Source organism: Flavonifractor sp. An92 (genome assembly GCF_002159175.1).
In the GTDB taxonomy this organism is placed as follows: domain Bacteria; phylum Bacillota; class Clostridia; order Oscillospirales; family Oscillospiraceae; genus Pseudoflavonifractor_A.
Genome location: NZ_NFGZ01000015.1, coordinates 64434 through 78046, shown reverse-complemented (window position 1 = coordinate 78046; position 13613 = coordinate 64434). Strand labels below are relative to the sequence as shown.

Sequence of the window (13613 nt, the reverse complement as noted above, 5' to 3'; positions counted from 1 at the left end):
CCAGGCGCACCTCGCCCCGCACCACGGTGATGGTCTCCTCCTCGGTGCGGAAGAGGCACCCGTACCCGGCGAAGGCCCGCACCACCCGGTCGGCCCGCTCGGCCCGGTCATCGGGGGTGATGGTGCGCTCCTCGTCGCTGGGCTCCGGCCAGTACTCCCCACCGCTCTGGGGGGTGGCCCCCGCCCACAGCCGGTCGAAGTCGGCCACACAGGCCTTCACCAGCTTGGGGGCCAGGGCGCGGATGGTGTCCGTCATGGTCATGAGGTCGTCCCGACGGGTCACCGGGAAGGTCTCCTGGAGGAGGATATCCCCGGCGTCCAGGTCGTACACCACTTTATGGAGGGTGATCCCGCTCTCGGTGAGGCCCTTCAGGATGGTGCAGGGCATGGGCCAGGGCCCCCGGCCCACCGGCAGCAGGGCCGGGTGGACGTTGACGCACCGCAGAGAGGTGTCCGCCGGGATGCGGTAGATGTACCCGGCGGAAAAAAGGGCCTCGCAACCGGCGGCGGCCAGCGCTTCCAGGTCATCCCGGGTGATGCGCCGGTCGGTCCAGGGGATGTTCCGCGCCTCGGCAAAGGCCACCACCTGGCGGTTGAACTCGTATTCATTGTCGGTGGGGTAGGTGAACACCTTCATCACGGTGCACCCCGCCTCTTCCAGCGCCTCCAGGCAGGGATAGAGCAGGTCAAAGCCCGCATAGGCGATCTTCATACCGCGCCCCCCTTACAGCAGGATGAGCCCATAGCGGCCGCGCATCTCCTCCAGGAAATCGTCGTCCAGCTCCTCGGTGCCGTCCCAGAAGGCCCGGCCCTGGAAGGCCCGCAGGGCCCCCTCCAGCAGCTCCGGCACGTCGGTGGACAGGCACAGGGCGTCCTTGATGACATACTGGTGCTCGGCAAAGAGGAGCAGGTCGTCCTCCTCCATGATCTCGATCTTCAGGGCCCCCTGGGGGGACTCCTCCTCGGCCTCCAGGATGTCCTCCATCAGGTCGGAGCTGCACTCGATGCCCTCGCCCACGTCCACGTCGGGGGTGATGAAGCGGGCCTCGGTCTCGCTGGCGCAGGGGATCACGTCGGGGTCGTGCTCCACCGGCGGGAAGGCGGAAAAGTCCACCTGATCCACCGCCTTGCGCAGGGCGGCCAGATGCTCCGGCCCCGCGCCGCAGCAGCCGCCGAACACCCGCACTCCAGCCTCGGCCAGGGCGGGCACAAAGCCGGCCAGCTCCTCCGGCGAGACGGGGTAGACCGCCTTGCCGCCCTCCATCCGGGGCAGTCCGGCGCTGGGCTTGGCCAGCAGCGGAATGGTGGCGTAGGGGGTCAGGCGGCGCAGCTGTTCCAGCACCACCTGGGGGCCCTCCCCGCAGTTGAGGCCGAAGGCGGAGGCCCCCATGCCCTGCATGACGATGAGGGCGGCCAGCACGTCGGTGCCCGAGGAGGTCCTCCCCTCGTCGTCGCAGGTGAAGGACACCAGCACCGGCTTATCCGACACGCTCCGCACCGCCAGCATGGCGGCCCGGGCCTCGGGCATGGACACCGCGGTCTCTACCACGAACAGATCCACTCCCGCCAGCTCCAGGGCCATGGCCTGCTCGGTGTACACCGCCACCAGCATTTCAAAGGAGAAATCCCCAAAGGGCGGGATGGACCGGCCGGTGGGTCCCAGATCCCCGGCCACCAGCGCCTTCCCCTCCACCGCCTGCCGGGAGAGCTCCACCAGGCGGGCGTTGTACTCCGCCACCTTGCCCGAGATGCCCTGCTCCTCCAGCCGGGCGGCGTTTGCCCCGAAGGTGGGCGCCAGCACCACGTTGGCGCCGGCCTCCACATAGGCCCGCTGGAGCTCCTGGAGCACCTGGGGGTGCTCCAGCACCCAGCGCTCGGTACACGCCCCCGCCGGCATGCCCCGGCGCAGCAGCTCGCTGCCCGTGGCGCCGTCCAGCAACAGGGACAATGGGATGTTGTCCATGGATGGTATTCCTCCTTAATTCAATCAGACCTGCCGTTTCGCAGTCCATTCAGCAGACATTATATACAACTCTCCCCTAAAATGCAAGGGAAAGCCGGAGGTATGGGGGACGGGAAAAGGGGGTACAATCCAGGTACTACATAAGAAAGTGCGGGTGATCTCCATGATCGCAAACCGAACCCTCCGCCGCTGTCAGGCCGTCCTGGCCCTGGTGCTGGTGGCCCTGTCCGCCCTGCTGGGGGCCTGCCTGGACCGGGAGCAGGGCGACCTGGCCGACCAACTCCTGCGGCTGCACGTACTGGCCAACTCCGACTCCGAGGCCGACCAGGCCCTGAAGCTCCAGGTCCGGGACGCGGTGCTGGAGGAGGCCCGGGCCCTGCTGCCCGAGACGGCCACCCGGGACGAGGCCATTGCCATCCTGTCCGATGCCCTGCCGGAGCTGGCCCAGGCCGGGGCCGACGCCGTGGCCGCGGCGGGCTACACCTACCCGGTGACCGCCTCTCTGGAGGAAAGCGCCTGGTTCCCCACCAAGGACTACGGGGAAATTTCCCTCCCCACCGGCTCCTACACCGCCCTGCGCCTGGTCATCGGCGAGGGGGCCGGGCAGAACTGGTGGTGCGTGGTCTTTCCGCCCCTCTGCCTGGGCGCGGTGAGCGAACCGGCCTCCTCGGCGGTGCTGGACGGCCTGGACGCCGCCCAGGCCGCTCTCGTCACCGGGGAGAGCCAGGAGTATGTCCTGAAATTCAAGCTCATGGAGGTGGTGGAGGGCATCCGCCGCCGCTGGGAAGGCGCCTGATCGATTTTTTCTTTTCTGGAAGAAAACTGGTCGATATAGCTTTCTGCACAGGTTTTCGAGGACTTTTGCCCCGCTATTTATAAAAATTGAATGCGGTTTCTGTCGAAAGTTTAACCAGTTTATTAACAATTTCTTAATTACTTTGAAAAGGACTTGTAATCTTTTCGGAAGGTGTTATCATATCTCATCGGAACGAATAGTATCGCAAGACATACGGGGAGCCCCCGCCCGGGCGGCCGCCCCACAGATGATGAGGTATGGATATGCTACGCTTTGTCACTTATTTCAATCTCACGATCGCGGTGGTCCTGACCCTGGCCTATTTCTATCAGCTGGTCTACCTGTGCATCGGTCTGGTCCGGCGCAAGTGGGGCAAGGCTGCCCCCCAGGCCAAGGTCCAGCACCGCTACGCCGCCGTCATCTCGGCGCGCAACGAGGAAAACGTCATCGGAGAGCTGATCCGCTGTCTGAAGGATCAGAATTACCCCAGTGAACTGCTGGACGTGTACGTCGTGGCCGACAACTGCACCGACAACACCGCCCATGTGGCCAAGGCCGCCGGCGCTTTTGTCTATCAGCGCTTCAACAAGTCCCAGGTGGGCAAGGGCTACGCCCTGGACTACCTCTTCCGCCGCCTCCACACCGAGGGACGGGACGTGTACGACGGCTACTTCATCTTTGACGCGGACAATCACGTGGACCCCAACTTCGTCAAAGAGATGAACAACACCTTTGACTCCGGCAAGTACGCCGCCATCACCTGCTACCGCAACTCCAAGAACTTTGGTGAAAACTGGATCTCCGCCGGCTACGGCCTGTGGTTCCTGCGGGAGGCCCGGTTCCTCAACTCCCCCCGCATGGCGCTGGGCACCAGCTGCCACGTCTCCGGCACCGGCTTCCTGATCTCCGCCGACATCATCCGTGAGAACGGCGGCTGGCCCTATCACCTGCTGACCGAGGACATCGAGTTCTCCGTCAACACCGCCATCCAGGGCCGCACCATTGGCTACTGCGAGAAGGCCGTCATCTACGACGAGCAGCCCGTCACCTTCCGCCAGTCCTGGGATCAGCGGCTGCGCTGGTCCAAGGGCTTCTACCAGGTGGACTTCAAGTACGGCGTGGAGCTGATTCGGGGCTGCTTCAAGGGCGGACGTCGGGGCTTCTCCTGCTATGACATGCTCATGACCGTGGCCCCCGGCATGTTCCTCACCCTGCTGGGTATCCTCTTCAACGCCATCATCCTGCTGGCCTGCCTGGGTGAGCCGGCCTACATCGCCAATCAGGTCATCGACACCACCGTGGAGTTCATCGGCATGGCCGTGGTCAACTTCTACCTGTGCCTGTTCCTCTTCGGCGTGGCCACCACCCTCACCGAGTGGAAGCAGATCCACGTTGCTCCCCTCCAGAAGGTGGCCTACATGTTCTCCTTCCCCATCTTCATGTTCACCTACATCCCCATCTCCATCGCCGCGCTGGTGAAGAAGGTGGAGTGGAAGCCCATCTATCACGGCAACCGCCGTCAGCTGAGCACCCAGAAGTAAATCAGAAAGCCCCCGGCTTCTCACCAGGAAGCCGGGGGCTTTTTTTGTGCTTAGAAGGGCGGCGGGCCCTGCTCGATGGCGTCCCGCTCGAACTCCAGCTCGTCGGGCACCGGCTCCGAGAGGGGCGGCGCGCCGGTGGGCATGTTCTGGCGGTACTGCATCTCCTGCCACTGGGCCTTGGTGATGAGGACCTGCCGGGGCTTGGAGCCCTCGAAGGGACCTACCACGCCCTTTTCCTCCATCTGGTCCACCAGACGGGCGGCCCGGGCGTAGCCCAGCTTCAGGCGGCGCTGGAGCATGGAGACGCTGGCCATGCCGGTCTCCACCACCACCTCGATGGCGTTGGGGAGGAGCTCGTCGTAGTCGTCGCCCCCCGCCTCTCCGGCGGAGTCGCTTCCGCCCTTGCTGCCCTTGTCCTTGGCGGCGGCGTTCTGCTCGATCTCGTGGAGGACCTCCTCGTCGTAGTCGGCGGTGCCGCTGCGCTTGACGAAGTCCACCACGTCGGACACCTCGTCGTCCGAGATGAAACAGCCCTGCACCCGCTGGGGCTTTCCGGAGCCCAGGGGGAAGTAGAGCATGTCGCCCCGGCCCACCAGCTTCTCCGCGCCGGTGGTGTCCAGGATGATGCGGGAGTCCAGGGAGGACTGCACCGCGAAGGCGATACGGGAGGGGATGTTGGCCTTCATGAGGCCGGTGATCACGTCAGCGGAGGGCCGCTGGGTGGCGATGATGAGGTGCATACCGGCGGCGCGGCCCATCTGGGCCACCCGGCAGATGGATTCCTCCACCTCCTTGGCGGCCACCAGCATCAGGTCGGCCAGCTCGTCGATGACCACCACCACCGAGGGCATCTTCTTCATCCCCTCGGTGCGCCCGGCCAGGTTGTTGTAGGCCTTCAGATCCCGGACGTTCACCTCGGCAAAGGTCCGGTAGCGCTTCATCATCTCGGTGACCGCCCACTGGAGGGCGCCGGCGGCCTTCTTGGGGTCGGTGACCACCGGGATGAGCAGGTGGGGAATGCCGTTGTAGATGCCCAGCTCCACCATCTTGGGGTCCACCATGATGAGGCGGACCTCCTCCGGGGTGGCCTTGTAGAGGAGGGAGATGATGAGGGAGTTGGTACACACCGACTTACCGGAGCCGGTGGTACCGGCGATGAGCAAGTGGGGCAGCTTTCCGATGTCGCACACCACGCAGTGGTTGGTGATGTCCTTGCCCACGGCGAAGGACACCTTGGAGGGGCTTTCCCGGAACTCCTTGGAGTCGATGACATCCCGGATGCCCACCGGAGCCACCAGCTTGTTGGGCACCTCGATGCCCACCATGGAGATCTTGTCCGGGATGGGGGCGATGCGCACGCCGGTGGCGCCCAGAGCCAGGGCGATGTCGTCGGTGAGGTTGGTGAGCTTGTTCATCCGCACGCCCTGGGCCAGCTCCAGCTCATACCGGGTCACCGAGGGACCGCGGACGATGTCCACGATGTTGGCGTCGATGCCGAAGGAGTGGATGGCGTCGGCCAGGCGGATCTGGTTGGTCTGGAGCTCCCCGGCCATGTCAGTGGCCGACACGGCGCTGCTCCGGCGGAGGAGGTCGATGGGGGGATACTGGTACTGCTCCCCCTCCCCGCTCTCCAGGCTGCTGCGGATGTCCCGGTCCAGCTCCTGGGCGATCTGTGCCCGCTCCTCCTCCTTGCTCTTGGCGGGGGCGGGGCGGGGCACCGCGGGCTCCCGCTCGATCTCCGGGATCACCGGCTCGGGGGCGGGCTCCCGGACGATCTCCATCCCGGCGGGCACTGCCCGCTCCTTCCCCTTCAGCAGCTTCTCAAAGGGCAGGTCCAGCTCGGCCTCCGCCGGGGTCTCCTCCTCCGGCTCGGGGGGCAGGGGCGGCTGCTCCTCTTCCGGCTCCTCCTCGGGCAGGGTCATCGGCTCCGGCTTAGCCATCGGCGGCAGGTGGGGCTCCACCGGCACGGGTTTCTCCTCCGGCTCCGGCTGGGCCGTAGCTTGAGCGCCGGCCAGCACCTGGTCGGGGGTGGGCACCCCGGGATTGCGGTCAAAGAAGCCGCTCTTTTTCTGGAAAATACCGCTGAACCGGTTCTCCTTCGGCGGGGCGGGCTCGGCCCCGGGCCCGTCGTCCACCGGAATGTCGATGGCGCTGCGCCGGGTGGCGGCCGGACGGGCCTGGGGAGCGGGCGCGTGGGGCTTTTCCTTGACGCGGCGGGGCCGCTCGGGAATCTCTTCCTCGTAGGCCGGGCGGCTGCGCAGGTAGTCAATGATGTCCACCAGCGTGATGTTCAGCGCCCCCATCAGCAGCACCGCCGTGGTGAGGACAAAGAGGATGCCCGCGCCGATCTTGCTGAACACGGTGGAAAAGGCCATGGCCAGCAAGCCGCTGAGGGCGCCGCCGCTCTGCATGGCCTCGCCCTGGGCCCAGAGGGTGGGCAGCAGCTTCATGTCCCAGGGCAGGGACGACTTGACCAAAATCAGGTGGAAGAAGGCGCCCAGCACCACCGGCAGCAGCATGGTACACCACATCCGCGCCCGCACCGGGCGGCCCCGGTGGAAGGTGAGGATGGCGCTCCCCCCCAGCAGAGCCGGGGGCAGCAGGTAGAAGCCGTAGCCAATGAGGCCCCGGGCCAGGCCGCAGAAGAAGTCAATGAACAGCGCCTGGACATGGAAATAGCCCAGGGCCGCGAAAATGGCCAGCAGCAAACAGATCAGGGCTCCCACGCCCCGCCGGATGGGCTTGGGAGGCGGAGTGCTTTTCTTTCTGCGGGCGCCGGAGGAGCTGCTCCGTCCGCCGCTGCGCTTGGTGGAGGTTGCGGTCCGCTTGCCGCCGCTGGTTTTCTTACGTGCTGTGGACATGCAGTTCATCCTTTCCGAAGAAGGGAGGCGTGGCTGGGCCACGCCTCTTCTCTCTCATTTGAAATGTCAATGGCCTCCGGCCGCTCAGCTGAAGAGCGGCACCACCAGGCCCGCGATGAGGGACCCCAGGCCCACCACCCAGCAGTAGTAGGCGAACATGCCGAACTTGCCCTTGTCGGAGAGCATATTCACCAGCCGGATGGCAAAGTAGCCCACCACGCCGGAGACCACCACGCCCACCGCGTACTTGGGGATGAGAGCGGGGTCCACGCTGCCGCCCAGGGCGTCGGCCAGCTCCAGGATGGTGGCGCCCAGCACGGCGGGGAGGGACATGAGGAAGGAGAACCGCACGGCGAACTTCCGGTCAAAGCCCCGCATCATGCCCGCGGAGATGGTGATACCGGAGCGGGAGATGCCGGGGATGGTGCCGATGGCCTGGGCCACGCCCACCAGGATGGCGTCCAGCACCGTGGCGTTCTTGGCGCTCTTCCGTCCCCGGGCCAGGCGGTCGGAGAAAAAGAGCAGACAGCCGGTGACCATCAAGGCGATGGACACGGCGATGTTGTTGTAGAACACCGACTCCATCAGCTTATTCACCGGCAGGATGAGAAACAGGGGCAGGGTGGCCACCACGATGAGCATGACCAGCCGGCGGGCCAGGGGAGGCGGCGCGCTGTCGCCCTTCTCCGGCTTCACCAGGGCCTTGACGCCCCGGAAGAACTCCTGGATCATCTCCAGCAGATCCCGCCAGTAGTAGACGCACACTGCCACCAGGGTGCCGAAGTGCAGCAGCACACTGAAGAGCTTTTGGGTCTCCTCATAGTTCTCCATGTGGAAGAAGGTCTGGAACAAAAGCAGATGGCCCGAACTGGAGATGGGCAGAAATTCTGCGATTCCCTGGACGATGCCCAAAAAAATCGCCTGTAAGTAACTCAAATGGATCCCCTCCGTTTATCAATGGGATGGCTCCGCCAAGCGTGCGGGCAGCTATCTCTAGTATAATAGCATACCCGCTCACATATTTCCATGTTTTTTCCTCAGATTATGTCAATTCCGTACGCGGAGCCCACAACAGACCGCGCCGGCGTCCCATAAACAGGACGCCGGCGCGCGGTATATTGCCTCAGCCCCGCTTGTTGGGGCGGGCGTTCTTCTTTGCCTTGGGTTTGGCCCAGCCGGCCTTGCGCTTGGAGTGGGACTCGTTGTGCTCACCCCGCAGGCCCGCCTGCTTGAGGCGGGGCTTGCCGTCCTTCTTCTCCCGGCGCTCCTCCGGCTTGCCCTTGCGGGGCTGGGAGGGACTCCCAGGCGCGCCGGGCATGGGCCGGAGCAGGCACTCCTTCCCGTAGCCGATCAGGTCCTCTCTCCCCGCCTTGCGCAGGGCCTCCAGCACCAGGGGGCGCTTGTCGGGGCGCTTCCACTGCATGAGGGCCCGCTGCATGGCCTTGTCGTGGGGGTCGGTGGGGACGTACACCGGCTCCATGGTGCGGGGGTCGATGCCAGTGTAGTACATGCAGGTGGACAGGGTGCCCGGCGTGGGGTAGAAGTCCTGGACCTGCTCGGGCTGGCGGCCGGTCTTATTGAGCCACTCGGCCAGCTTCACCGCGTCCTGGAGGGTACAGCCCGGGTGGGAGGACATGAGGTAGGGAACCACATACTGCTCCTTGCCGTACTTCTGGTTCAGGCGGTCGTACTTCTGCTTGAACTTCTCATAGACCTGGATGTGGGGCTTGCCCATGTAGTCCAGCACCCCGTTGGCGCAGTGCTCCGGGGCCACCTTCAGCTGGCCGGAGACGTGGTACTTGGCCAGCTCCGCAAAGAACTCCCCGTTCTTGTCCTCCAGCATGTAGTCGAAGCGGATACCCGAGCGGATGAAGATCTTCTTGATGCCCGGGATGGCCCGCAGCTCCCGCAGCAGCTTCAGATAGTCGCTGTGGTCGGCGTCCAGGTTGGGACAGGGGGTGGGGGCCAGGCACGCCCGGTTCTTGCACAGGCCGTGCTTGAGCTGCTTCTCACAGGAGGGGTGGCGGAAGTTGGCGGTGGGGCCGCCCACATCGTGGATGTACCCCTTGAAGCCGGGGTGCTTGGTCAGCATCTCCACCTCCCGGATGACGCTCTCGTGGCTGCGGGAGGTGATCATCCGGCCCTGGTGGAAGGCCAGGGAGCAGAAATTGCACGCGCCGAAGCAGCCCCGGTTGTGGGCCACCGAGAAGCGCACTTCCTCAATGGCCGGCACGCCCCCCATGGAGTCGTACATGGGATGGGGCTCCCGGACGTAGGGGAGCTCCGCCACCTCGTCCAGCTCGGCGGTATTGAGGGGCATGGCGGGGGGATTGGCGATCACATAGCGATCCCCGTGGCGCTGCACGATGGCCCGGCCCCGGATGGGGTCGTGCTCGTCGTACTCCACCTTGTTGGCCAGGGCGTAGGCCCGCTTGTCCCGGGAGACCTGCTCAAAGGAGGCCACCTCCACGCTGGGATAGGCGCATTCCTCCGGGCTCTCGGCCAGGAAGCAGGTGCCCTTCACGTCGGTGATGGAGGAGATGGGCTCCTTTTTGGAGAGCCGCTTTGCGATCTCCCGGGTGGCCCGCTCGCCCATGCCGTAGGTCAGCAAATCCGCCTGACTGTCCACCAGGATGGAGCGGCGGACCTTGTCCTCCCAGTAGTCGTAGTGGGCGTACCGCCGCAGGGAGGCCTCCAGGCCGCCGATGATGAGGGGGATGTCCCCAAAAGCCTCCCGCACCCGGTTGGAGTAGACGATGGTGGCCCGGTCGGGGCGCAGCCCCGCCTTGTTGCCGGGGGAGTAGGCGTCGTCGTGGCGGCGCTTCTTGGCGGCGGTGTAGTGGGCCACCATGGAGTCGATGTTGCCCGCCGAGAGCATGACACCCAGGCGGGGCCGGCCCATGGCGGCGAAGGCATCGGCGCTGTGCCAGTCGGGCTGGGCCAGCACGGCCACCCGATAGCCCTCCGCCTCCAGCACCCGGGAGATGATGGCCGGGCCAAAGGTGGGATGGTCTACGTAGGCGTCACCGGTGATGATGAGAAAATCATACCAGTACCAGCCCCGCTCCACCATCTCTTCTTTCGATACGGGTAAAAACTGATTCATAGCTACCTCACAGGTGGGCTATCTCTTCCCAGCTGCGGGGCTGATAGCCGATGTATTTTTCCAATTGGTCCAGAGGGCCCCGGTGGCCGGACTGACTGCCGGTGACGCGGAAGCCGTGGCGGTCGTAGAAGCGCCGGGCCTTCTCGTTCTCCGGCGCGCACAGAAGGCGCAGCCGGTCCCGGCCCAGGGGGCGCAGCACCGACACCGCCTGTCCCAGCAGCTGGGGGCCCAGACCCTTGCCCCGGAACTGGGGCGCCAGGGCCAGGAAGCGGATGTGTCCCACCTTCTCCCCGCAGCCCTGCTCCGGGTCCAGCTCCACCACGCCGGCGGGTTCCTCCCCCAGCATGGCCACGCTGACCCCGTGGGGGTGGCGCTCCGCCACCCGCCGGGCCTCCTCAAAGAAGGCGGCGGGGTCGTAATCCGGCTCCGCGCCGTAGAGCCCCTCCCAGGTCTCCCGGTGGAGGGCCTCGTAAAACGCCCGGTCGCCGGCGGTCAGAGGCCGGTACCAAAAAACCAGATCCCCCGTCGCACTGTTCTGGCCCTTCCACCACTGCTGCCAGGCCAGGGTGGAGATCTCGTCGGTGAGATGGGAGTTGTCGTTGCGGAACACCATCCGGGGCACGCCGTGTTCCACCTGAAGGCACATGACGCCGGTGTTGTCGCAGTGGCCCAGGGACTTCATCTCCGGAGTGGGGACGTGGAGGACCTCCGCCGCCAGACAGCGGATGATGTCCCCGTGGCAGAACACCGCCACGGTCTGGTCGGGGTGCTGGGCGGCGATGTCCAGCATCGCGCCCAGGATGCGCGCCCCGGCCTCCGGGCGGGACTCGCCCCCCTCGTTCTTCCAGCTGGGGTCGCAGGCGCTGTACCGGATATACGCCTCCCGGTCGAAGCGGGCGGCCTCCCCCCAGGTGCGGTCCTCCCAGGTGCCCATGGAGATCTCTCGCAGGTCGGGGCGGGTGTGGAGCTCCAGGCCGTGGGTCTCATAGACAGCCCGGGCGGTGGTCATGGTGCGGAAGAGGTCGCTGGAGTACACCGCGTCGATGGGCACATCCCGGAAGCGCGCCGCCAGCGCGGCGATCTGCCGGTATCCCTTCTCGGTGATGAGGGAGTTGTACCAGCCGTGGATGCGGCGGTAGAGGTTGCCCTCGGCCTCGGCGTGGCGGATGATGTACAGGGTGGTCATGGCATTCTCTCTCTTCCTGTCAGATGCGGTACGCATCCAGCGCGTCGTGGACCACGTTTTCAAAGCTGCCCGCCGCGCCCCAGTCGAAGCGGAAGAGGCCCTCTCCCCCGCCGCCGCTGATGCAGTGGACCCGGGTCTGCCCGGTCAAGTCGTCCAGAATGACGGTGAGGGTCAGGCGGTTGCCCGCCCGGTAGTAGTGCTTCTCATACACCGCCACCACGCAGGTGCCCCCCTGGGGATGGGAGACCTCGTAGTGGTCGATGAGCTCGCCGGTGATGCTGTCGGTGACGGCCTCGTGGACCTTCTCCCCGCAGCTGCGCAGGTCCAGGGAGACAAAATAGCTTCCGTCCAAGGGGGAACCCTCCTTTTTGTTCTAATTTACCAGGGCTTCACGCCGCCGGTGAGCTGGGACACGGCGGAGAGGCCCTGCCGGGCGGCAATCTTCTCCAGGCCGTCCCGCACCGTCAGCGGCGCATAGGGGTCGGCAAAGAGGGCGGTGCCCACCGCCACGGCGGTGGCGCCAGCCAGCATCATCTGGGCCGCGTCCTCGCCCTTGGAAATGCCGCCCATGCCCAGCACGGGGATCTTCACGGCGTTGGAGACCTCCCACACCATCCGCACCGCCACGGGCAGCACGGCGGGGCCGGAGAGGCCGCCGGTGTTCATCTTCAGGATGGGGCGGCGGGTGTTGATGTCAATGCGCATGCCCCGCAGGGTGTTGATGAGGCTCACCGCGTCGGCGCCGGCCCCCTCCACCGCCTTGGCGATCTCGGTGATGTCGGTGACGTTGGGGGAGAGCTTCACCATGACGGGGACCTTGCCCGCGTGGGCCTTGGCCACCTCGGTGACCTCGGCGGCCAGCTCGGGCCGGGTGCCGTAGGCCAGACCGCCCGCCTTCACGTTGGGGCAGGAGATGTTGACCTCGATCATGTCCACACCGGCCTCAGAGAGCTTTTCACACATGATGCCGTACTCCTCGGGGCTGTTGCCCGAGATGTTGGCGATCACTTTCACGTCGTACTGCCGCAGGAAGGGCAGCTCCGTCTCGATAAAGGCGTCCACGCCGGGGTTCTGAAGGCCCACCGAGTTGAGGATGCCCATGGGGGTCTCGGCGATGCGGGGGCCGGGGTTGCCCTCCCGGCGGTGGAGGGTGAGGCCCTTGGCGCAGATGCCGCCCAGCTCCGAGAGGTCATAGAACTGTCCGTACTCCCGGCCGAAGCCGAAGGTGCCGGAGGCCACCACCACGGGGTTCTTCATGGTCATCCCGGCCAGGGTGACGGACATATCCACCGGGGGCAGGTTCTCCTCCGGCGCGGCGGGACGGACCGAGCGGTCCGGCTTCTCGTCCCGGATGGGGCGCAGAATCAGCTTACACATCCCAGTCCACCTCCTTGGAATCAAACACCGGGCCGTCCTTGCAGGCGTGCTTGCGGGTGCCGTCCTTCATGTCGCACACGCACACCAGGCAGGCGCCCACGCCGCAGCCCATCCGCTCCTCCATGGACACCAGGCAGGGCACGCCGAACTCGTCGGCCACCTTGGCCACGTTGCGCAGCATGGGGGTGGGGCCGCAGGCCAGCACGGCGTCATAGTTCTTGTCCTCGGTCAGCTCCTGGCGGACCAGGGCGTCCACAAAGCCGTGGTAGCCCATGGAGCCGTCGTCGGTGGCCAGGAGCACCTTGGCACAGTCGGCCTGGAACTCGTCCACCAGAATGGCCTTGTCCTTGGAGCGGTAGCCCAGCACGGCGGTGGACTTGCCGCCGTTCGTCCGGGCGCAGCCCAGCATGGGAGGCACGCCGATGCCGCCGCCCACCAGGAGGTACCGGCCCTTGGGCTTCACGGGGAAGCCATTGCCCAGAAGGCCCATCACGTCCAGGGTGTCGCCCACCTGGCGCTCGGAGAGCCACTCGGTGCCCTCGCCCCGGACCTCAAAGACCAGGGTCAGGCGGTCGCCCTGCTCATTCTCCTCGCAGGAGCACACCGAGATGGGGCGGCGGAGGAGGAGGCCCTCGCCGCACTTCACATGGACGAACTGGCCGGGGTTGCGGAAGCTCTCCCCCACCATGTCGCCCACCTCCAGGACCAACTGCACCGCGTCGTGGTTCAGCCACTCCTTGGAGAGGATCTTACACTTGCGTTCCACCTTCATGGCCGCTCCTC

General features: G+C 66.0%; 11 protein-coding genes. 2 read left to right on the top strand and 9 right to left on the bottom strand.

From position 1 onward, the window contains the following. Both B5G43_RS11195 and B5G43_RS11190 read right to left on the bottom strand, forming a co-directional pair. Positions 1-712 (bottom strand): formyltransferase family protein (locus B5G43_RS11195; protein ID WP_087261340.1); only part of this gene is annotated, 712 nt, incomplete at its 3' end. A gap of 12 nt (positions 713-724) precedes the next feature. After that, positions 725-1963, bottom strand: a complete 1239-nt coding sequence (locus B5G43_RS11190) for a homocysteine S-methyltransferase family protein (protein ID WP_087261337.1) — start codon at positions 1961-1963, stop codon at positions 725-727. A 163-nt stretch (positions 1964-2126) separates the two neighbouring features. On the opposite strand from B5G43_RS11190, the gene spoIIR reads away from it, so the two are divergent. Both spoIIR and B5G43_RS11180 read left to right on the top strand, forming a co-directional pair. Continuing rightward, complete coding sequence (spoIIR, locus tag B5G43_RS11185) at positions 2127-2759, top strand: stage II sporulation protein R (protein ID WP_087261351.1); 633 nt, start codon at positions 2127-2129, stop codon at positions 2757-2759. 263 nt (positions 2760-3022) lie between these two features. Then, positions 3023-4300, top strand: a complete 1278-nt coding sequence (locus tag B5G43_RS11180) for a glycosyltransferase family 2 protein (RefSeq protein WP_343214421.1) — start codon at positions 3023-3025, stop codon at positions 4298-4300. A gap of 50 nt (positions 4301-4350) precedes the next feature. On the opposite strand, the gene B5G43_RS11175 is transcribed toward B5G43_RS11180, so the two are convergent. The 7 genes from B5G43_RS11175 to B5G43_RS11145 all read right to left on the bottom strand — a co-directional run bounded on the left by B5G43_RS11175 (position 4351) and on the right by B5G43_RS11145 (position 13602). After that, positions 4351-7170 (bottom strand): DNA translocase FtsK, encoded by a 2820-nt coding sequence (locus B5G43_RS11175; RefSeq protein WP_087261330.1) that lies wholly within the window; start codon positions 7168-7170, stop codon positions 4351-4353. A 75-nt stretch (positions 7171-7245) separates the two neighbouring features. Then, positions 7246-8097, bottom strand: coding sequence for an undecaprenyl-diphosphate phosphatase (locus B5G43_RS11170; protein WP_087261327.1), 852 nt, complete (start codon positions 8095-8097; stop codon positions 7246-7248). Between the two features lie 187 nt (positions 8098-8284). Continuing rightward, on the bottom strand, positions 8285-10267 hold the full coding sequence (locus tag B5G43_RS11165; RefSeq protein ID WP_087261324.1) for a YgiQ family radical SAM protein: 1983 nt from the start codon (positions 10265-10267) through the stop codon (positions 8285-8287). Positions 10268-10274: 7 nt separating this feature from the next. After that, entirely contained in the window at positions 10275-11453 is a 1179-nt protein-coding gene (locus B5G43_RS11160) for a bifunctional histidine phosphatase family protein/GNAT family N-acetyltransferase (RefSeq protein ID WP_087261321.1), read from the bottom strand. Positions 11454-11472: 19 nt separating this feature from the next. Continuing rightward, on the bottom strand, positions 11473-11805 hold the full coding sequence (locus B5G43_RS11155) for a DUF6054 family protein (RefSeq protein WP_087261318.1): 333 nt from the start codon (positions 11803-11805) through the stop codon (positions 11473-11475). A 26-nt stretch (positions 11806-11831) separates the two neighbouring features. Further along, positions 11832-12737: a dihydroorotate dehydrogenase gene (locus B5G43_RS11150; protein WP_242960545.1), complete on the bottom strand. Its 906-nt coding sequence runs from the start codon at positions 12735-12737 to the stop codon at positions 11832-11834. An 85-nt stretch (positions 12738-12822) separates the two neighbouring features. After that, positions 12823-13602, bottom strand: coding sequence for a dihydroorotate dehydrogenase electron transfer subunit (locus B5G43_RS11145; protein WP_087261316.1), 780 nt, complete (start codon positions 13600-13602; stop codon positions 12823-12825). Positions 13603-13613 lie beyond the last annotated feature (11 nt).